At 45.8% G+C, this 19,627-nt stretch carries 18 protein-coding genes; all 18 read right to left on the bottom strand.

Annotated elements, in window-relative coordinates; genetic code table 11:
• Nucleotides 1–31: 31 nt before the first annotated feature.
• The 18 genes from dnaJ to BJR36_RS04640 all read right to left on the bottom strand — a co-directional run bounded on the left by dnaJ (nucleotide 32) and on the right by BJR36_RS04640 (nucleotide 19,308).
• Nucleotides 32–1,204, bottom strand: coding sequence for a molecular chaperone DnaJ (dnaJ, locus tag BJR36_RS04560; RefSeq protein ID WP_091230773.1), 1,173 nt, complete (start codon nucleotides 1,202–1,204; stop codon nucleotides 32–34).
• Between the two features lie 425 nt (nucleotides 1,205–1,629).
• The gene (dnaK, locus tag BJR36_RS04565; RefSeq protein WP_091230776.1) at nucleotides 1,630–3,471 is read right to left on the bottom strand and encodes a molecular chaperone DnaK; all 1,842 of its coding nucleotides are present in this window, start codon (nucleotides 3,469–3,471) and stop codon (nucleotides 1,630–1,632) included.
• 60 nt (nucleotides 3,472–3,531) lie between these two features.
• A complete protein-coding gene (gene grpE / locus BJR36_RS04570; RefSeq protein WP_242875455.1) occupies nucleotides 3,532–4,179 on the bottom strand; it encodes a nucleotide exchange factor GrpE in 648 nt (215 codons plus the stop codon).
• Nucleotides 4,180–4,198: 19 nt separating this feature from the next.
• Nucleotides 4,199–5,206 carry a heat-inducible transcriptional repressor HrcA gene (gene hrcA, locus BJR36_RS04575; RefSeq protein WP_091231134.1) on the bottom strand — a complete coding sequence of 336 codons (1,008 nt, stop codon included), beginning with the start codon at nucleotides 5,204–5,206 and terminating at the stop codon, nucleotides 4,199–4,201.
• A 323-nt stretch (nucleotides 5,207–5,529) separates the two neighbouring features.
• Nucleotides 5,530–6,552: a sigma-70 domain-containing protein gene (locus tag BJR36_RS04580; RefSeq protein ID WP_169823589.1), complete on the bottom strand. Its 1,023-nt coding sequence runs from the start codon at nucleotides 6,550–6,552 to the stop codon at nucleotides 5,530–5,532.
• Between the two features lie 111 nt (nucleotides 6,553–6,663).
• Nucleotides 6,664–7,482 carry a hypothetical protein gene (locus BJR36_RS04585; protein WP_091230782.1) on the bottom strand — a complete coding sequence of 273 codons (819 nt, stop codon included), beginning with the start codon at nucleotides 7,480–7,482 and terminating at the stop codon, nucleotides 6,664–6,666.
• Nucleotides 7,469–7,963 carry a hypothetical protein gene (locus BJR36_RS04590; RefSeq protein WP_091230785.1) on the bottom strand — a complete coding sequence of 165 codons (495 nt, stop codon included), beginning with the start codon at nucleotides 7,961–7,963 and terminating at the stop codon, nucleotides 7,469–7,471. The genes BJR36_RS04585 and BJR36_RS04590 overlap by 14 nt, the downstream gene beginning before the upstream one ends.
• A gap of 20 nt (nucleotides 7,964–7,983) precedes the next feature.
• The gene (locus tag BJR36_RS20205) at nucleotides 7,984–8,142 is read right to left on the bottom strand and encodes a hypothetical protein (protein WP_169823590.1); all 159 of its coding nucleotides are present in this window, start codon (nucleotides 8,140–8,142) and stop codon (nucleotides 7,984–7,986) included.
• Nucleotides 8,143–8,171: 29 nt separating this feature from the next.
• The gene (locus BJR36_RS04595; RefSeq protein WP_091230789.1) at nucleotides 8,172–8,621 is read right to left on the bottom strand and encodes a hypothetical protein; all 450 of its coding nucleotides are present in this window, start codon (nucleotides 8,619–8,621) and stop codon (nucleotides 8,172–8,174) included.
• Nucleotides 8,622–8,666: 45 nt separating this feature from the next.
• On the bottom strand, nucleotides 8,667–10,388 hold the full coding sequence (locus BJR36_RS04600; protein WP_091230790.1) for a hypothetical protein: 1,722 nt from the start codon (nucleotides 10,386–10,388) through the stop codon (nucleotides 8,667–8,669).
• A complete protein-coding gene (locus BJR36_RS04605) occupies nucleotides 10,354–12,054 on the bottom strand; it encodes an ATPase, T2SS/T4P/T4SS family (protein ID WP_091230792.1) in 1,701 nt (566 codons plus the stop codon). Before BJR36_RS04605 ends, BJR36_RS04600 begins: the two co-directional genes overlap by 35 nt.
• Nucleotides 12,047–12,853 carry a hypothetical protein gene (locus tag BJR36_RS04610; protein WP_139133510.1) on the bottom strand — a complete coding sequence of 269 codons (807 nt, stop codon included), beginning with the start codon at nucleotides 12,851–12,853 and terminating at the stop codon, nucleotides 12,047–12,049. The genes BJR36_RS04605 and BJR36_RS04610 overlap by 8 nt, the downstream gene beginning before the upstream one ends.
• Complete coding sequence (locus BJR36_RS04615; RefSeq protein ID WP_091230795.1) at nucleotides 12,850–13,509, bottom strand: hypothetical protein; 660 nt, start codon at nucleotides 13,507–13,509, stop codon at nucleotides 12,850–12,852. Before BJR36_RS04615 ends, BJR36_RS04610 begins: the two co-directional genes overlap by 4 nt.
• Before the next feature lie 360 nt (nucleotides 13,510–13,869).
• Nucleotides 13,870–14,466, bottom strand: coding sequence for a cyclase family protein (locus BJR36_RS04620; RefSeq protein ID WP_091230797.1), 597 nt, complete (start codon nucleotides 14,464–14,466; stop codon nucleotides 13,870–13,872).
• Nucleotides 14,467–14,656: 190 nt separating this feature from the next.
• Entirely contained in the window at nucleotides 14,657–15,325 is a 669-nt protein-coding gene (locus BJR36_RS04625) for a cytidylate kinase-like family protein (RefSeq protein WP_242875456.1), read from the bottom strand.
• Between the two features lie 184 nt (nucleotides 15,326–15,509).
• Entirely contained in the window at nucleotides 15,510–17,003 is a 1,494-nt protein-coding gene (gene galT, locus BJR36_RS04630) for a UDP-glucose--hexose-1-phosphate uridylyltransferase (protein WP_091230798.1), read from the bottom strand.
• Between the two features lie 17 nt (nucleotides 17,004–17,020).
• Nucleotides 17,021–18,184, bottom strand: a complete 1,164-nt coding sequence (locus BJR36_RS04635) for a galactokinase (protein ID WP_091230800.1) — start codon at nucleotides 18,182–18,184, stop codon at nucleotides 17,021–17,023.
• A gap of 218 nt (nucleotides 18,185–18,402) precedes the next feature.
• Nucleotides 18,403–19,308 (bottom strand): ArsR/SmtB family transcription factor, encoded by a 906-nt coding sequence (locus BJR36_RS04640; protein WP_242875457.1) that lies wholly within the window; start codon nucleotides 19,306–19,308, stop codon nucleotides 18,403–18,405.
• Nucleotides 19,309–19,627 lie beyond the last annotated feature (319 nt).

Raw genomic sequence — 19,627 nt, forward strand, 5'->3', positions numbered from 1 at the left:
AAAGGGCACAGGGATCTTTCGTTTGCTTCGTTTATTCCAAAGTCTCTTTAATCTTATCTATGAATCCTTTTTTTTTAGACTTATCCTTGCCGGATTCTTCGCCTTCAAGGTTTCTGTTGAGCGAGTTTCCTGTTGCTGCATCGAATTTGCGAAGGAGGTCTTTCTGTTCTTCGTTGAGCTTTGTAGGAATCTGGACAACCAGAGTTACATAGTGGTCGCCTCTCACCTGCTTGTTCCTCAGAGATGGTACGCCTTTGCCTTTCAGGCGCACTTTCGTATCAGTCTGGGTTCCCGGTTTTACCTCGTAAAGGACATCCCCGTCAACAGTGCTTATTTTCACTTCACCGCCCAGAGCAGCCTGTGCATAGGTGATAGGTGCAGTTGAAAAGATATTGTATTCCTGACGCTGGAAAATCGGATGTCTCGAAACAACCACCTCTACAAGAAGGTCGCCTCTCGGGCCTCCGTTCACACCAGGCTCTCCTTTTTCGCGGATACGGATGCTCTGCCCGTTGTCGATTCCGGCTGGGACTGACACCTTGATTTTCTTTTTATTTGCAATATACCCGGTTCCATAGCAATCCTGGCATTTTTCCTTGACAACTTTACCTGTTCCCTGGCAGTCCGGACAAGTCTGTACGTTTCTTACCATGCCGAACAAAGACTGCTGGGTGAATACGATCTGGCCTTTGCCGCCGCACTTTGAACAGGTCTGAGGTGAGGTTCCCGGTTTTGCGCCTGTTCCGTGACAGGTATGGCATTCATCCTTAAGCGTAAGTTCGATTTCCTTCTCGGTTCCGAATACCGCCTCTTCGAAGGCAACTCTCACGCTTACCATGATATTTGAACCTTTCATAGGTCCTGTATTTGCTCTTCTAGTTCTTCCGCCACCGAAAATATCCCCGAAAATATCGCCGAAAATATCGCCCATATCGCCGCCAAAGTCAAAACCTCCCGGTCCTGCTCCTGCGCTCTGGTCAAAGGCCGCATGCCCAAACTGATCATACTGTCTGCGCTTTTCTGCATCACTGAGAATCGTATATGCATCTGATGCTTCCTTGAACTTTGCTTCAGCATCCTTGTCTCCCGGATTCATGTCAGGATGATATTTCTTGGCAAGTTTCCTATATGCCTTTTTTATGGTAGCCTCGTCTGCTCCCCGGTCTACACCGAGGATCTCGTATAAATCTCTCTTATCTGCCATTTACTTCACCTTTCTGGTTTCTAATAACGTAACTATTCGGGACTAGTGTGCTGACACATTGACACTTAAACTAATGACGCTGAATTAGTTTTCATTCTGCAAGGCGGAGGAATGAAGCGTAGCGGTGGCTACGCTGATTGACGACAACGCCGCAGATGGAAACTAAGGCAAGTCATTTGTCAAGATGTCAACGTGTCAGTGCACTAAATTCTGAACAGTTATCTAATAACAAACCGTAAGATACCCGCTGCGCAGGTCTCTTACGGTCCGGGGCTCTTTACATAGCAAAAGAATGTACGCATTGCGGACATTCCATTGCCATGATCAGAGCCGGCCAATTATTTAATTCGTGACTTTCAGTCATACCGGCTGAATAGTTACTATATTGTAACTATGCGAGACACGGGTTCTGAATAGTTACTATATTATACTTCTTTATAATCGCCGTCAACTACGTCGTCTGCCTGGTATGCTTCACCGGCATCTGCACCAGCTCCTGCTCCCTGAGCATTTTCATAGACTTTTGCAAAAAGAGCCTGTGCACTCTGCATTAATTTTTCTTTTGCAGCTTTGATTTCTTCTACCTGTGCATCTGACATATCCTCTGGATTTGATTTTTCGATTAATTCTTTCAATGCTGTAAGGTCAGCCTGAACTGCAGTCTTATCAGTTTCAGCAATTTTATCGCCTACTTCTTCTAATGCTTTCTCTGTCTGGAATACCATTGAATCTGCATCGTTGCGTACTTCTACAGCTTCCTTGCGTTTCTTGTCCTGGCTTTCGAATTCAGCTGCTTCTTTAACTGCTTTTTCGATATCGTCATCAGACAGGGTAGTTCCTGAAGTGATTGTGATATGCTGTTCTTTTCCTGTTCCTAAATCCTTAGCAGATACGTTTACAATACCATTGGCATCAATATCAAATGTAACTTCGATCTGTGGAACACCTCTTCTTGCTGGTGGAATTCCATCTAATCTGAACTGTCCAAGGCTCTTATTGTCCCTTGCGAACTGTCTTTCACCCTGAACTACGTTGATGTCTACTGCGCTCTGGTTGTCTGCTGCAGTTGAGAAGATCTGGCTCTTCTTAGTAGGGATCGTTGTATTTCTTTCGATTAATCTGGTTGCAACGCCGCCCATGGTTTCGATGCTTAATGAAAGCGGAGTAACGTCTAATAATAAGATTTCGCCTGCACCTGCGTCGCCCGCTAATTTACCGCCCTGGATTGAAGCGCCGAGTGCAACACATTCATCAGGGTTAAGTGTTTTTGAAGGTTCCTGTCCTGTAAGCTGTTTTACTTTATCCTGTACGGCAGGGATACGTGTTGAACCGCCTACTAACAATACTTTTCCAAGTTCTGAAGCGCTGATTCCTGCATCTCTTAAAGCGTTGGTTACAGGCGCTATAGTCCTTTCGATCAGGTCATGAGTGAGCTCCTCGAATTTCGCTCTTGTGATTGTCATGTCGAAATGTTTTGGTCCTTCGCTTGTTGCTGTAATGAATGGAAGGTTGATGTTTGTTGTTGTAGCTGATGATAATTCTTTTTTTGCTTTTTCTGCTGCTTCTTTTAATCTCTGAAGAGCCATTTTATCATTTGAAAGGTCTACGCCTTCGTTTTTCTTGAATTCCGCAAGCATATAATCTGTAATTTTCTGATCGAAGTCATCTCCACCAAGTCTGTTGTCGCCTGATGTTGCAAGTACTTCGATTACGCCGTCACCGATATCGATGATGGAAACGTCGAATGTACCGCCGCCTAAATCGTATACCATGATCTTCTGTTCATGTTCGTTGTCAAGTCCGTAAGCCAGTGCTGCTGCTGTAGGCTCGTTGATGATTCTCTTTACATCAAGGCCTGCAATCTTACCGGCATCTTTTGTTGCCTGTCTCTGTGCATCGTTGAAATATGCAGGTACAGTGATTACCGCTTCTGTAACTTTTTCTCCAAGGTATGCTTCCGCATCTGCTTTCAGTTTCTGAAGGATCATTGCTGAAATTTCCTGTGGGGAATATTTCTTGTCGTCGATTGTTACCCTGTGGTCAGTTCCCATTTCCCTCTTGATTGAAGAAATTGTTTTATCTGAGTTGGTTACTGCCTGACGTTTTGCAGGTTCACCTACAAGTCTTTCTCCTGTCTTTGTAAATGCGACTACTGACGGAGTTGTTCTTGCGCCTTCTGTGTTGGCGATAACTACAGGTTTTCCACCTTCCATAACTGCTACGCATGAGTTTGTTGTTCCTAAGTCAATTCCTATAATTTTTCCCATTGTCTATTCCTCCTGAATTTGATTTTGATACTTCACAACTTTGTATCTTCTATATAAATGTTAATTAGCTACTTTTACCATGCTGTGACGCACTACTGTTTCTCTATAAATATATCCCTTTTGGAATTCTTCTGCAACCGTATTTTCACCGAACGCCTCATCCTCTATATGCATCACTGCGTTGTGCAGATTCGGATCAAACTGGTTTCCGACTGCTTCGATCGGCTTCACGCCTATCTCTTCAAGATTTGCCATAAGTTGCTTGTATATCTTATCCATTCCGTCTACAAAAGGATTTTCTTTTTCTTCTTCTGGTACCATCGCAAGTCCTCTTTCGAAGTTGTCAACGACCGGAAGGATTTTTTCAACAACGCTTTTTGCTCCAACCTCATACATCTGCGATTTTTCTTTTTCTGTACGTTTTCGGAAATTATCGAACTCTGCCATGCTTCGTTTCAGTCTGTCTGTCAGTTCTTCAATCTGGGTATCCTTTTTGTCTTTCTTATCTTTTTTCTTTCCGAAAAGTTTTTTCTTTTCATCTTCGTTTGCTTTGGCTTCCTCCAGGTCCTGTGCAGATGCCTCTTCAGCTCCCTTTATTTCCCTGACCTCTTCTGTCTGTTCCTGAACTTCTTCGTTTGTAACAGTCTCCGTATTTTCTGCCGTATCTATGATTTCATTTTCCGGCATTTCGTTATTTATATCTGACACTTATATCTACCGCCTTTCATTATGTTTTTTTATATATTGCATCCAGCTGTGCCTTGAGCGTCTTCAGGGTATTTACCACATGCTCATAATCCATACGTTTCGGACCGATGATTCCTATTGTCCCCTGCACGCCCTCTTCAAGCTCATATGTCGCTGTGACCACGCTGCAGTCTTTCATTGTCCTGACCGAAGTCTCATTTCCTATATAGACCTGGATTCCGTGGCTGTCTTCATCAGATACTGTATCAGTCACAAAATCAATCAGCTGCTGTTTTTCCTCCAGGGCACTGATCAGCTCGCTTGCGGTACCGCCGCTGCTGAGTTCCGGATATTTGAAAATATTAGTGGCCCCACTTGTGTATATTTCAAGATCTTCATCTATATGGATCGCTTCAGCCACGGCATCAAGCACATGCTCTACGATTTCCCCGTGCTCGCCTGCCTGAAACTTCAGTTTTGAAATGATACCCAGGTTTATATCTTCCAGCGTCAGGCCGTTAAGGCATGTATTCAACAGCATATTGAGCTTAAGCATTGTCTCATTATCGAGTTCCCCGTCGGTATTTATGATTCGATTCTTAACTATGTTTCCGTCAACGACTATAACCGCCAGAATATGTGCTGCATCCATCTGTGACAGCTGTATGAATTTCAGCTTGTTCTGATTGAATCTTGGAGACGTTATCATTGTGGCATAGTTGGTGTTCGAGGCCAGGATTTTTGCAACCTGCTTGAGGAGCATTTCCATCTTGTCGACTTTCTGGATCATGAACTCCTTCATTTCTGTTACTTCCCTGTCCTTGGACTTCATCAGTTCGTCTACATAAAGACGGTATCCGGCATCAGATGGAATTCTTCCGGCTGAAGTGTGGGGCTGTATGATATAGCCCAGTTCTTCAAGATCGGACATTTCATTTCTGATGGTTGCCGAGCTCAATTTCAGGTCGCTATATTTGGAAATTGTCCTGGAGCCTACGGGTTCGCCGGTCTCAAGATAGTTCTGAATAATGGCTTTCAGTATTTTCATTTTTCTTTCATCAAGTTCCTGCAAACCCTTCACCTCTTTTTCCTCACGGCACTCAGGGGAGCCGCTTTTTACAGATCAAACTTGCTACTATTGAAGCATAATTCCTGAATTCAGTCAGGCTTGTTTTTTTGTTAGCACTCGTTAGTGAGGAGTGCTAACATCTGTAAATAACATATCACCAGAATTCGCTTTTGTCAATAGTATTTTGAGTTTTTCTGTCATAGGACGAACTTTCCTATGAGATAACGAAAAGCACACCATACCATCCTGAATCCGGATGCCGGTGCGCTCTCTGTTATTTCATTCTTTGCTATTATTCAATCCTAATGTTTGTGGCCACAGTCACATTCATGGTCTTTGCCGTGGTGGGAATCTCCGCATCCGCATTCATGCTCCGCATGATGGCCGTGTCCGCCACAGCCGCAGCTGCTTGCGGATTCCTCACCATCGTCATGAGGTTTCAGTTCGTCAGGCGCTACGTGAAGTATATCCGTTATTCCTGTCTGCGCTTCTCCATTGTCTATATCAAAATCATCCGGTGCAAGCTTAAGAATATCACGTATCTCCTCTTCCTTCATTTCAAGGTATTCCGCCAATTCCTCAATTGATACTTTCGTCCCTGTCTCTTCTGAAACATTCCTGATTGCCTCGCTGATATAGTTGATCTTCTCAACCACTCTGCCGCTGTCAGTCTTGAAGCATTCGTTATCAGCTATGGCCGTCTCGATCGCTTCGCTGATTGATGCCTTTACAAATGCTTCCGGCGTGAACTCGCCGCAAGCTATTTCCGCAGCTCTGTCCCGGAGCCCGTCGATTCCCAGCATGAGCCCGACGTTGCCCTCCTGTATCAGATCGCTGACCGCAAGCCCGCTTCCTGTATATTTTTTGGCAATCTCCACAACCGTCATAAGATTTGCTTCTATCAAACGGCTTTTTGCGGCATGGTCGCCTGCCATTGCAGCGCTGTAGAGCTCTGCCGTTTCTTCCTGTGAAAGCGTGTCAGCTCCCTTGATATCTTCCATATAGATGCCGAGAAAATCTATCCCGTCATCTTCAGCTGCATATTCGCTTTCGGCATTGCCGGTTTCAGACAGCTCTTCCCCTCCGGCCTGCGCCGCCGGGATCTCCGGACCTGCTTCATCATTTATTTTTTCTAAAGGCTGATATCCCTTTACTTTTATTTTTCTCGACTGCAGATATTCACAGATGAGGTTAAGCTGCCCCTCCTCCAGTTCCATATCTTCAAAAATTTCCTGTATATCTTCAAAATCCAGTTGCTTATTTCTGGTTTCCGCCAGCTCTTCAGCATGTGCCAGTTTCTCTCTGAATTCCATTCTATCCTGCATACGGTATTCACTCCTACTTAAATAATATGAAGCGGCTATGCAGTACTGCATCCTTTACTGCCGCCAGTTTACAGGGTATAGAATATCACATATGCCCCAAGAATGCAAAAGCTATTCCCCTGAGTGTTTTTCAATTCTTGCTCCACTAAACACAACATAATTATATTCACGACCAGCCATACCGACAGGATGGCCCCTGAAGAATACAAGAAGGCTGATTCCCTTCACAGTCTGGTACCATTCTTCATATTCAATATAAGGAAACGATATCAGATACCCGGCTCCGTCTTCCCGTATGGATGGATCCCTATTGACCATTCCCTCCATATCATTCCTGACATTCTCTATGATGGCTCTCCTGCGCCGCTCCTCAAATTTCTCACGTTTTTTGAACATGTCAAGCCCGGTGCGGCCGGCCGCCTGGTACCAGGTGCATTCATAAACCGCTCCTGTTTTTATATGTTCAAGCTCCAGAAGATCCGAAAAGCTGAATCTCACCCGCCATCCCTTTTCTTCGGTCACATAATATCTCTTTTCCGAAAATCCAGCCCTCCTGATGGTTGACCCGCTGTTATCTTCTGTTTCGGAATAGCCGTATAAGTAGTATCCATCCTGTTCCGTCAGAACAGCTGCCGGAATGCACTCCTTTATTCTCTCCCGGCTTATGGAGTCTCCATAGGCATTCAGGCTGATAAAAAGCTTCTCATGCAGATTCCTGATGATATTTTCCCGGTCCGGCTGTATATTCATCTCCTGATCAATATAAATCTCTGCTGCGTCCATCGAATCCTGTACCGCCCTGTCAATGACCTGGTTCAGGTTTATGTCTGCCATTATGGTCGAACTGACCATCTTCGTCCTTATATCCATACCGGTGCACACCGTGGCAGCAAATCCAACAAAGAGTATCGCAAAATTAGTAAGCTTCATACTTAATGGTCCCTCCGTAATAAGCGATGATTTTCTCCGTTTCCAGGTCTTCAGCCAGAAAGCTGTTGAGAAGCCTTTCCCCAAAACTTCCATTCCTGTCCGACACCTCTATCTTCAGAAAATCATCCATGGCAAAGCAATACTCTCCCTGCTCCAGAAGAGCTTCCTTTATTTCTTCTGTGTAATGCCTCTCCTGTCTTGTCTCTATTTCTCCTTCGCTTTCATATAAGCCGTATGCCACATGAGTCACCTGTATTTCATAAAGCTGTTCAAGTCCTGCAAGCCTCTTCTCATATTCCCGGAACATCCCTTCCGTCAGCACTCCCGTATTTCTGACCGCATCCACCAGGCAGGCTGTTTCAGTCAGTACCCAGGACTGTGCCATTGTCTCCTGCCTCTCGCTGATATACAGCATCGGCAGGAGAAACATCAGAACGGAAGCGAGCAGGATGGCCATCACCCTGCTATATGCATCTTCCAACTCTCCACTTCTCCCTTCGTCTACTTCATTTCCTGTACCGAATGCTCCTGCACCTGATTCACGAATACGGTTTCAACTGTCCTTTCATATGAATCTGCAAGGTACATAAAAAGCATTACTGCAATGATGAAAAAAGCCGCTCCCATTCCGGCTTCCAGTGCTTCTGCCGCTGATTCCATTTTTTCCTCCCGTCTCCGTCTTTCACCGACTATTTCTGGGTGAACATCAGTCCTGTAATGGTTCCGTTTTTATCCCTTACGACGTCACCTTCAAACCTTCCGTTCGGATTGATATAGTTATTATTCAGTTCGTTCTGGGCCGACTTGAAGGTCAGGGCAGAACTGGTTCCAAGCTCGCCTGTAGCAGGGTTAAAGTTATAGGTATAAAAGCTGCTTGTTTTGTTGGTCACTACCTGCAGTCCGACCGTTTCATTCTGGAATCTTCTTATTGCATTGACGACCTCGCTGCCTGAAACCTCCGTCCCTTCATACATGCTTTTTGAAGTGTCTGCAAATTCCGAATTCAGCTTGTTGATCTGACCGACACCTCCGGCGGCCGTATCCTTTGCCTCCCTTGCTATATAAAATCCAAGACCCACTATCAGACATGTTATGATAATTCCTGCTGCCAAAACCAATCCCTTTAAACTGTTCTCCATATATTATTCTCCCTTCTGATCAATACCTGTTTTCATCAGTAAATTTTATCGGATTCCGCCTGCATATACCGAGAGCTTGTTGAGCCCTTCCAATACGAAAGGGATGACCAGCTTGCACCCGATCGTGATGTACATCGGAATAAATCCGATCACCCTTCCGACAGCCGCTTTGTCCATGGCAAGCGACTCGCTCTCTTGGCGGTATTTCTCCAGATAATAGTTTCTGTCCGAAGCAATCTCATCAAAAGCCTCATGCACCGGAAGCCTGTCGCAGGCTATAAAAGCATCGGCCAGCCTTATAAAAGGCATGAAGCTCTCCCTCTCCCTCATCTTTTCCAGGGCAGCCATCCCTTCGTAATCCATGGCATCAAGCGTCTTTGCTATTGTGTTTCTGAATGCCATGGCAAACTCCTCCAGATGGGATAGCATGACCTCCACCGACATCCCGTCCATATGCATGAGGACGATGATCACTGCCTGGAACCGGATTACCTCCTGCTCCCTTTCCATCATCAGCATGCGCTTCCTTATCTGTACCCAGAACCAGGGCCACCAGTAGGCAGCCGCTCCTGCCGCAGCAGCAGCCAGCAGGTCGTACCACCGGAATGTTATCTCCCGGTCTTCTGCAAAACTCTCTATTGCAGTTTCCTCAACTGCAGCGGCAGCCTCATAAGGAACCTCCATCTCCGGAGCTTTCTGATGTCTGCCAGTCTGCTGTATGTCAGCAATCAGCAGCACTGTAAGCACAAAGGCCGCAGCGCCGAGCAGTGCCTGCCTCAGCATGAATTCCTTGATATTTTCCACCTGCCCTGCTTCCTTCAGGTCTTCGCTCCATTTTTTGTATCTTGCATAATTCCGGTTTATCCTTCCCGTGATCCAGGAATTGATGCTCCTGATCCCAAGTATCCGGTTCAGCGTCCGGCTTTCCCTGTAAAGGGGTCTAGTCTCATACCTCAGCTTATGTATTGTGAAACATACCCCAAGCGAAGCACCACATATAGCCAGAGTTGTTATGATGCCCATTTTTCCTTCGTAATAAGCGCTCATTTCTCCCATATTGCCTACCGCCCATTTTTCCAGAGGCTTTATGGCAAAGACAGGCATAAGCGAAATGCCGATCAGACCTGAAAACAGATGTTCCAGTTTCCGCCGCCTCAGAACTTCCATGTTGATCTCCTGCTTCAGGCAGCTCAGATTTGTCAGGAAAAGGGATTTTCCATCCACTTTCCTGTCTCCATATTTCATCACTGTCTCACAAAGCAGATAAAAAGTTCCGAAATAGTGGTTCGGTGCATTCTGCATAGCATTTTCCTTATCCTTCTCTTCTCTGCTCTCTGTTAGTCTCCTGTAGATGACTTCCGCATGCAGGCCAATCTCCCTTTCGGCATCTTCCAGCGCCTCCAGCACCGACTCCTCAGCAATGCCGTGAAAGCCGAAATGGAACCTGACATCGGCAATAAACTTTTCAAACTGCTTCAGCAGCTTTATTTCCTCCTTCTCAAGCCTTCTGTAAACTTCATTCATGTTAACTGCAAATAGTATGCATATCACGCCGCAAAGATAGGCAAAAGACAGTCCTCCGAAATATACAAGGAAAGCAAATGCGGCGCCGCTCCCTGCCCAGGCTGCCAGCAGGATATCGACTGTCCTGTCGAGATTCTCCCTGCCTCCGTTAGGACGGTATATCTCCATCCTTTTTCTGATTCTGACCGTATACCCAGAAGTCAGAGGATTAGATTCCAGAAAATGATAAAGAGAGCTCTTCATCAAAACACTTCCTTTCCTCTTTTGTCAGAAAACGCTTTATTTCCCATTCACTTCTTTCTGACATGGGATTCTTAAAGAAATAGGAGCCTTCAAGGAATACAAGCAGATCCTCCTCCCTGAAATAGTGCCCATTCTCGTCCGGCGTCTCCAGCGGAATTATTTCGGTAATCCTCTCAACATAACGGTGCCCGTCTTTATCCCTGTTCATGTGCACGTCAAATGAAACCACATCCACCACCTGCTGCTCGGCAACATCCTCCCTGTTGAAGTTCCCGGCATAGAGGAGGCTGTTCCTTAGGGCGAGCACGAGGTTTCTGGAGGTTGTTGCATGATGGGTGAACAGCGTAAACAAAGAGCCTGTCTGTCCCATCCTGATCATCCAGCCTGCCACTTCATGGGATACGACCTCGCCCAGTATATTGACAGCCCCATCCGTCTTTTTCTGAAGATCAAGCCCTGCATGGCCGCTGATACTCTCGGTTTCCCGGAAACTTACAATGTTCCGCTTCGGGTACGTTCTCCTCAGATTCAGCTCGAAGGCCTGCTCCTGCACCCTCAGGGTATGTACGGGTGATATAAATTCAATCATCGACATAAGCAGCGTGGTCTTTCCGCTGCCCTGCGCCCCCGTCACCGCAACAACGCGGCAGCCCTTAATCAGCCATTTTATAAGGGTAACCGGTATGTGGCTGTTTTTATCCACAAGCAGGTCCTCCATGCTCCTGAACTCAATGCTGTCGAACTTCCTTACAAAGAAAACCCAGTTTTCGCTGAAAGGCGGCCTCGCCACGACCACCCTTGAATGATCGGCCATTTCGTTTACGATATAGCCCCTTGTCTCTGAGAGCTGGCCGGGGTGCTGGTATCTGCAGATATTCCTGCATACCCGCTCAAGTTCCCTGCGGGATCCAAACGCCAGGAACGGAAGATATATGGACTTCCCCTTGTAAAACACCCATACGCTTTTCTCATCTTCCGACAGCCCGGATACGCCTCCTGATACACCGTCTATTTTCATATCCCTGATCTCGTCGATCACCCCAAGCCCTTTGTATTCCTGGTAAATTCTCTGGGTCACGATCTCCAGCTTTTCAAGAAATGTCAGACCGGTATTCGTCCTGCAGTAAGCCTCATCGATGTCCTCGTCTGTTATTTCATAGACTTCTTCCTGGACAGAATCTTCACGGATTTCTGATTCTTTTTCCATGATTCCGTTCAGGACGATCAGTTTCTCCAGCGCATTCCCCTGATACTCTTTTTTATAGATAAATAATAGGATTTCAAACTTATCCTGACTGCTCAGCCTCTTCCTGTCGGAAAACGGAATAAGCTCTTCAATATTTCTGCTGTCTATCTGATACTTCTCTGCCAGCATTTCGGTTATTGAATATTTTACATATTCTTTTGCATGAATATCTCCAATTCCACAGTTCCTGAGAGCTTTTCTGAGCCGCCGCTTCTGTTCCGCAAGTTCCTCATATCTGTTCTTTTTTATATTGAGTTCATACAGGTTGGCTCTGAGTATGCCGTGAAAATGCTCTCCGGTCTCCTTCGTGATGCTGTCCAGACTCAGAGGCTCCGGAGTCCTCTGCTTTCTTTCAAAAAATTTCTTCGTGCTTATCCCGGGCATTCCCGCCCGCTTTCCGTATCCAGTCCTGTTAATCAACCAATCCCGCCCTTTTCAATATCATATTCGATGAAGCCTTCAGTTCTTTTATGAAATAGTAGTTCTTATCATGTTCACGGCAATTGAAGTTGCTCTTCAGGAATCTGACAACCTTACCTTCACCGAAGGCATCCTGAAACCCTACGTTATAGGGAATGACGCCCAGGTTTTTCCTGTCGATCCTGTACATTCTCTGTACATTCTTTGCATTGTATGTGGAATTGTAATCATAACTCCCGATCAGGAAGACAAGCTTTTCAGAAAATTTCTGATAAGACTGGAAGAACTGGTTCATCGCCCGGCAGTTCTGATTGAAATTTACCACAATCATATCAGCCGCTTCGAATATCCTGGCAGAAATTTCGTTTACCCCGCACCCTGCGTCGATGAACGTCAGGTCAGCAAATTCGTCAGCTGCCTCCAATATGGACTGCAGGTGCTTCTTTATGTTTTCCTGATATATTTCCCTGCTGTTTTTTATGGTTGCCGGGATATAATATGCCCTGTCCCGTACAATTTCAACACAGCCCTGCTTTACGTCATCCGTGGTAATCCCGCTGATGATGCTCTTTCTTAACAGGTAGTCGATTCCGTTTTCATAATAGTAAGAGAACTCCTCCCTGATCAGATCATCCCTGCCTCTGTCCATCAGGGCAGAATCCAGATTGTACAGTCCATACTGGCTCTGCAGGATCATGGTCTTATAGTGGTATGACATTGACGCCATCAGTGCAACGCCCACCAGATTGCTTGTTGTCCCCGCCTGTCCCGGAGTGTTGCTCCAGAATGCTATCTTCAAATACATCTCCCTTTCCCGGCACTTTTCAGCGCCCTCATAATTTCGTTCATCCCCAGGCCTGTTATGCCTGCTGCCGTACCTGCCAGAGCCTTTTTGAATCCCGCAGAGATCCGGCCAAACTCCCTATACGGTTCATACTGTGCGAGTACTGCGTACTCCTCATCTTCCGGGTCCTGCTGAATATAATACCTGTCAACAATCCTGTAAGGCTCCTCTATCAGAAGCCCGAAGAGCTGCCGTCCTGTCGCCTTATACTGGCATACATTGCGTATGATGACCGTTACCGGGCATACCGCAAGCTTCAGGGCCTCCCTGTATCTTTCGATATTTCTCCTGTAAGCATCGGTAACCAGTATGATCTCATCATAGATTCCCATGTCTTCAGACTTAAGCCCGCTTCCCATATCCGTCAGGATATACTGGTATTTTTCATAGGCCTCTCCTTTCGGAAACGACCCGAATTCGTAATCGACATTTTTATAGGTAACAGTGGAAATGTGCCCTTCAGAACCTGGGACGCAGCATCTGATCTCCTCTTCTGGAGAGTTATCTATGACAAGTACCCGGCTGCCGAGATTATTCAGTATTCCAGCCAGATAAATGCAGAAATCATGCTTACGGACCCCGAAAATGCCGATGATTTTCTTTTCCTGCAATCAATCACCTCCTTGCCTTCAGAGTTTTTGGCACGCAAAAAAAGGTCAATTTTCCCGCTGCCTGTTCAATTAAAAATTTGTGAAATGTTGGAAAGAGTTTTCCAAGAATTAGATATTTAAGATGTTTTTACTATATACAATTTGAGTTAATTTGTAAACAACTTTTTTTAAAAAAGAGCTTTTTTCTCGAAAAATATTGATCTGATGCACAAATAGCCTGAAAACAGCCTCTGCCGCAATCCCTCCGGAAACCACGCAAAACCGGGCAGACTGCAGCACAGGCTAATTCTTTTCATCTGAGAATGCCTTGAATTACAGGCGTAACTATTCAGGACCAGTAACTATTCAGGACTACGTCCTTCACTGGCCTTCTTCCGAAAACGGATTCCCGCTTATGAGCACGGGCCGGCACGGAGAACCATCGCATCCCTCAATTTTTAACGGGAGGGCTGCCAGAAAATATTCTCCATCCGGAACCTCCTGCAGATCGAGATTTTCGAGGATCACAACTTCACTGCCTAACAGTTCAAAATGGATTTCCGCCTGGGTTTCCCCATTCCCGACCGTCATTCCTTCGACTCCCAAAAGAACGATCCCCTGCCTGCAGAGCTCCTTCGCCCCTCCCGGCATGATCATCACATCTCCTTTTATGAGCAGCCTTCTGTCTCCCGGCCGAATGGCCGTCACGGCTTCTTTCTCGTCAAACTGCCCGTTGACGGATACGACCCTGCATATTCCGATGCATTTCTCCAGATCGATCCTGTCCACTGTCCTTCCTTTTTCATAGAAGTGAGACGGGGCATCCATATGGGTACCGTTATGGGATCCCATAGACAGACGCGACAGGTTGCACCCGTCCCCATTCTCAATTTTGCAGACCTTTTCCACTTCAGGCTCCGGATCTCCCGGATATGCTTTCGTCGAAAGCAGACCTTTTGACAAATCATATATCTTCATTTTCCTGCTTCTCCATCACTTTCATTCTATTTGGCATAACAAAGAGTCTGCCTTGGCAGACTCTCGCGCCAGGCGCGGTCGCTTTTGCGACACAATTCTTATCGTGCGAGTGCGCTTCCATGCGGAGCGTTTTTTATCTCATAGGACGAATTCTCCTATGAGATAAAAAATCCCTTTGGGATCAGACGCTTTATCCGTCCGCTTCCATGCTTTCAGCCAGTTTCCTGATAATCTCCACCGTTTGATTGATCCCTACCCTGCCTGTATCGATTGCCAGCGTATAATAATTCGCATCGCCCCAGTTTCTGCCTGTATAATGCCTGCAGTACTCTGCCCTTTCCCTGTCTCGCTTTTTAAGCAGTTTGACTGTCTCTGTTTCGTCCATGGCGTTTATCTCCGACATTCTCCTGATCCGGAATTCTTCATCGGCATGGAGGTATACGCTCACCACATTGCTCCTGTCCTTAAGGACATATTCCGCCAGACGCCCTACAATTACAAAAGAGCTCTTCTCAGCCAGATTCCTGATTACTTCGGACTGTATTTTAAAGAGATTTTCATCACCCAGAGGGCCCCCTTCTGACAGAGGGGCTGCCGATTTCGGAGTCAATCCGCTAACAATCTTATAAAGCAGGCTGCTTGCAACTTTCTCGTCCGCCAGATGGAAATAACTTTCCTTAACGCCGCTTTCGTCAGCGACTATCTTCAAAATCTCCCGGTCATAAAAATCAATGCCGAATTCTTCTGCCAGCCTTTTTCCAATTTCACTTCCGCCGCATCCATACTGCCTTGCAATTGTTATGATAGTCCTCTTCATATCGATTCCCCTTTCTCCAAGAAGACAAAGCGGCTTCGCCACTTAAACTCCCCCCACGCGGAGCGCTTTATCTCATACGATGAACTTTCGTATGAAACAAAAAATACCTATGCATGCCACCGCGGGTCTGCATAGGTATATTATATCACTCATCTCTGATTATAAAAACACATTTTCTATCATCTTGTAACCATTTTTCAGGCAGCTTCGCCGTCTGATATCCTGCCTAAAGCGACAGCACGAAGCGCTCGAAGGCAGCCCTTCCCTCTTCATTGCATTTGTAGACTCCGGCATCTTCAAGAACCTTTGTGAATACGATTCCGATTTCCTGCTGCAGTATTCCTTCCACCTTTTCAGGCGTCACTTCTTCATACTTCGGAAGGAAGGAGTCCACCCATTCCGCATGCTTTTCTATCATTTCGTTTGAGCGGATATCCTTTCCGGAAAGGATATATTCCGAAAGGACCTCCATTTCATCCTTAAGCCTTGCCGGAAGCACTGCAAGACCCATGACTTCTATCAGTCCGATGTTTTCTTTTTTAATGTGATGGAGTTCCTCGTGCGGATGGTAGACGCCCATAGGATGCTCCTCTGTCGTGATATTATTCCTTAAGGTAAGGTCGAGCTCGTAGAACTCCCCGTTTTTCCTTGCTATAGGGGTTATCGTATTATGAGGCTCATCTCCCGTGAATGCGTGCACGAATGCCTCTTCGTCCGTATATGCCCTCCATTTTCCAAGAATATAGTCACCAAGATCAATAAGGCGCTTTTCATCCCTGCACCTTATCCTGATCACAGAAAGAGGCCATTTCACAATGCCGGCCTCTACATCCTCGAAGCCGCTGATTATGTATGTTTTTTCCATTTTGGCATCAGCCATTGCAAACTGGTAGTTTCCGCCCTGGAAATGGTCGTGGCTTAAAATCGAGCCTCCTACGATTGGAAGATCCGCATTGGAACCGACAAAATAATGCGGGAACAGCTTGATGAAATCAAAAAGCTTTACCATTGCAGACCTGTCGATCTTCATCGGGACATGCTGCCCGTTGAACACGATGCAGTGCTCGTTATAGTAAACGTATGGCGAGTACTGGAAGCCCCACTGGGACTCGTTGATGGTGACGGGGATGATCCTGTGGTTCTCTCGTGCCGGATGGTTGATTCTTCCTGCATATCCCTCGTTTTCCATGCAGAGCAGGCATTTTGGATATCCGCTCTGCTTTGCATGTTTTGCCGCTGCAATCGCTTTTGGATCCTTTTCCGGTTTTGAAAGATTGATTGTGATATCGATCTTCCCATATTCGCTGTCTACTGCCCATTTAAGGTCTTTCTTGATGCGGTATCTTCTGATGTAGTCTGTGTCCTGACTGAATTTATAGAAGAATTCCGTGGCAGCCTCTGGTGAGACTGCATACTGCTCGTTGAATTTTCTGATCACCTCTGCCGGTCTTGGTACAAGACAGTTCATGACTCTTGTATCGAAAAGATCCCTGTAGACCGGGCCGTTCTCTTCCATCAGTCCGTTTTCAAAGGCGTAGTCAAGAAGTTCTCCGAGAACTGCTTCCAGATCTATGTCCGTATATTCCTTCTTGTCATCTTCATAATCATCCTGTCTGAAGATATCAAGTAAAAGGTTTGTTGTATAGAACTCTTCTTCTTTTCCGATCAGCCCTGTCTGAAGGCCGTACTGTACTAACTTCTTTATGCTGCTGTTTATCATTCTGATTTCCTTCTCCTCTAAATTCTTCCGGCGCCTTCGCCCACTTCAACGACATAAAAATCAGCATAGTATCCAATTTTCTCTGCATATTCTTTACCAACTTCTTTTATGAAGTCCTCTACATTTCCGTTCTTCACTATGCTGACCGTACATCCGCCAAATCCAGCTCCTGTCATTCTTGATCCGATTACGCCTTCCTGTTTCCATGCCGCTTCTACAAGCGTATCCAGTTCGATACCGGTAACTTCATAATCGTCCCTGAGGGAAACATGGGAAGCGTTCATGAGTTCCCCGAACAGCTGGATATTATTTGCTTTCAAAGCCTCTACAGCCTTGATTGTGCGCTGGTTTTCATAAACAGCATGTTTTGCGCGCTTCTGGCGTACCGGACTCTGAATTGCGCCCTTCACCTCTTCAAACTCTTCCTCTGTGAGCTCTCCCAGAGCCTTTATATCTTTTACCTTCTGGATTTCTGCAAGCGCTGTTTCGCATTCGGTTCTGCGCTCGTTATATTTGGAATCCCCTAATCCCCTCTTCTTGTTGCTGGAGGCAATTACAATCTTTGCGTCTTTCAGCACGATTGGAGCATACTCATAGGACAGGTCGGCAGTATCAAGGAAAATGGCATGGTCCTTCTTGCCCATTGCTATTGCGAACTGGTCCATGATTCCACAATTTACGCCATTGAACTTATTTTCAGAGAACTGCCCGATCAGTGCGATCTCTATCATGTTCACATCAAAGCCGAACAGATCCTTAAGGACTACGCCGGTTACAACTTCAACTGAAGCTGAGGATGAGAGGCCTGAGCCATTTGGAATATTTCCAAAAAGCAGGATGTCCATTCCAACCGGAATCTGATATCCTTTTTCCCCGAAAGCCCACATGACTCCTTTCGGATAGTTCGTCCAGTCGGCATTCCTGTTATAAGCAAGTCCGTCAAGGCTTGTTTCGATGACACCCAGCTTTTCAAAATTCAGCGAATAGAACCTTAATTCCCTGTCATCCCTTTTCCTTGCGATTGCATAGGTTCCAATTGTGAGTGCGCATGGAAACACATGGCCTCCATTGTAATCCGTATGTTCTCCGATCAGATTCACTCTTCCCGGTGCAAAATACGCTCTGATGTCTCCGCCTTCTCCGAAGATTTCAGTAAATTTTTCCAATAATTGTTTTTTCATAAGACAGCCCTTCTCCTTCATTCTCTGTAAAGTTTTAAACTATTTTTTATGTTTTAAAACATATTTCATATTCATTTCTACATTATATCACTTTGCTGTCATTTGTAAAGCATGTTTTTATACATCTGGCCATGCAATTCATTACTGTTCACTCTGCGGTCAACAACACGCTTTGCGATGAGCAGAAATAGCTGAATCAAACCATTTCGTCCTTTCATCTACATGTATTGAATTTCAAGCCTGATATCCTGCGGATAATCCCCGAAATTTTTTCCGAAAATGTTGATCCCTCCCCTGTAGACGGCATCTTCCCTGACTCCGATCCTGACAGATATGAAGGGGTTTTTCGCAAGATGGTAATCTTCAATCGTCATGCTGCGGAATTTTTCTCCATCAATATACGTACCGGTCTGATCCAGCCGCCATTTCTTGAGCATGCCGTACTGGCTGTTCTTATCGGGCCACCAGTCTGGATTCAGCTTGCCCCTTCTGCCGCCGAAATCCGAAGGCGATGTCCATGTTCCCGCATCTCTTCCGTTGATCCACATGGTAATGTCTGATTTGCAGTTGAGGTCATAATCTGCCGCTTCCGAGCACAATTCAGCTGATATTTCGATGGATTTGACGATTTTCCCCTGCATGCCCGCATTCGGGAATCTGTATTCCACATAGCCTGTCCGGAACCAGATCAGCTTGGCTTTCGTCCTGTCCGGATTGTAAAAGCACCTGGGCTGGTCCTCTTCATCAATTGGCCCGTTCTCGCTTACCATTCCGCAAGTTGGCGTCACAAGGTAATCCACATAGTTTCCTATCGGCATATTGATAATCTCTGTTTTATCCAGATCATTCTTGGGCAGGCTGACGGAAATATTGCATTCATCCATGTTTTTATAGCATACCTTCATCGAGCCCCTGATGCCAGGCTGAAGCTCCGTCCTGATCAGCCCTCCCTCTTCCAGCACTTTGATATTGACGGCTGCAGAGGATGCCGGAATCTTAAGCCTTTCTGCAATTTCATTTACATTCAGCTGCTCTTCACAAAGCAGCTTCAGAATGTCTATTCTGGTCTCTGATGCCAGCGCCTTTGCTGTCAGAACCAGTTCTTTCTTATCACTGAGATCCATTTTTTTATACATCCTAACCGCACCCGGCCTTTCCCATTGCATTTTAAGTAAAACAAATATCTTGTTTTATTTTATCATATATGGTTTTTAAGTCAAGTATGCTTTTTTGTTTATTCCCATTTTTGCCATTTTTTACCTCATTTCTGTCTGGCAGACCAGTTTTAAAGCGAAAGCAGCCTTGTTAACTGCACCACAAACTGTTAGAATATAAGTATCTTTTCAGGTAGCTGTTCAGAACCCCTGTGACTATGAAGGACACATTCCTGAATAGTTACCTGTTCAGCAGCAATATTCCTTCCCCCCAATGGGGGCATTCCAA

This window comes from Anaerobium acetethylicum (assembly GCF_900096945.1).
GTDB classification, from domain to species: domain Bacteria; phylum Bacillota; class Clostridia; order Lachnospirales; family Lachnospiraceae; genus Anaerobium; species Anaerobium acetethylicum.

Bases quoted from the DNA above. Each gene is read 5' to 3' on its own strand.
- dnaK (WP_091230776.1), bottom strand. From the start codon at position 3,471: ATGGGAAAAATTATAGGAATTGACTTAGGAACAACAAACTCATGCGTA.
- BJR36_RS04595 (WP_091230789.1), bottom strand. From the start codon at position 8,621: ATGGAGAACAGTTTAAAGGGATTGGTTTTGGCAGCAGGAATTATCATA.
- BJR36_RS04620 (WP_091230797.1), bottom strand. From the start codon at position 14,466: ATGAAGATATATGATTTGTCAAAAGGTCTGCTTTCGACGAAAGCATAT.
- BJR36_RS04580 (WP_169823589.1), bottom strand. From the start codon at position 6,552: ATGCAGGATAGAATGGAATTCAGAGAGAAACTGGCACATGCTGAAGAG.
- dnaJ (WP_091230773.1), bottom strand. From the start codon at position 1,204: ATGGCAGATAAGAGAGATTTATACGAGATCCTCGGTGTAGACCGGGGA.
- hrcA (WP_091231134.1), bottom strand. From the start codon at position 5,206: ATGAAAATACTGAAAGCCATTATTCAGAACTATCTTGAGACCGGCGAA.
- galT (WP_091230798.1), bottom strand. From the start codon at position 17,003: ATGATAAACAGCAGCATAAAGAAGTTAGTACAGTACGGCCTTCAGACA.
- BJR36_RS04585 (WP_091230782.1), bottom strand. From the start codon at position 7,482: ATGAAGCTTACTAATTTTGCGATACTCTTTGTTGGATTTGCTGCCACG.
- BJR36_RS20205 (WP_169823590.1), bottom strand. From the start codon at position 8,142: ATGGAATCAGCGGCAGAAGCACTGGAAGCCGGAATGGGAGCGGCTTTT.
- BJR36_RS04600 (WP_091230790.1), bottom strand. From the start codon at position 10,388: ATGAAGAGCTCTCTTTATCATTTTCTGGAATCTAATCCTCTGACTTCT.
- BJR36_RS04640 (WP_242875457.1), bottom strand. From the start codon at position 19,308: ATGGATCTCAGTGATAAGAAAGAACTGGTTCTGACAGCAAAGGCGCTG.
- BJR36_RS04635 (WP_091230800.1), bottom strand. From the start codon at position 18,184: ATGAAAAAACAATTATTGGAAAAATTTACTGAAATCTTCGGAGAAGGC.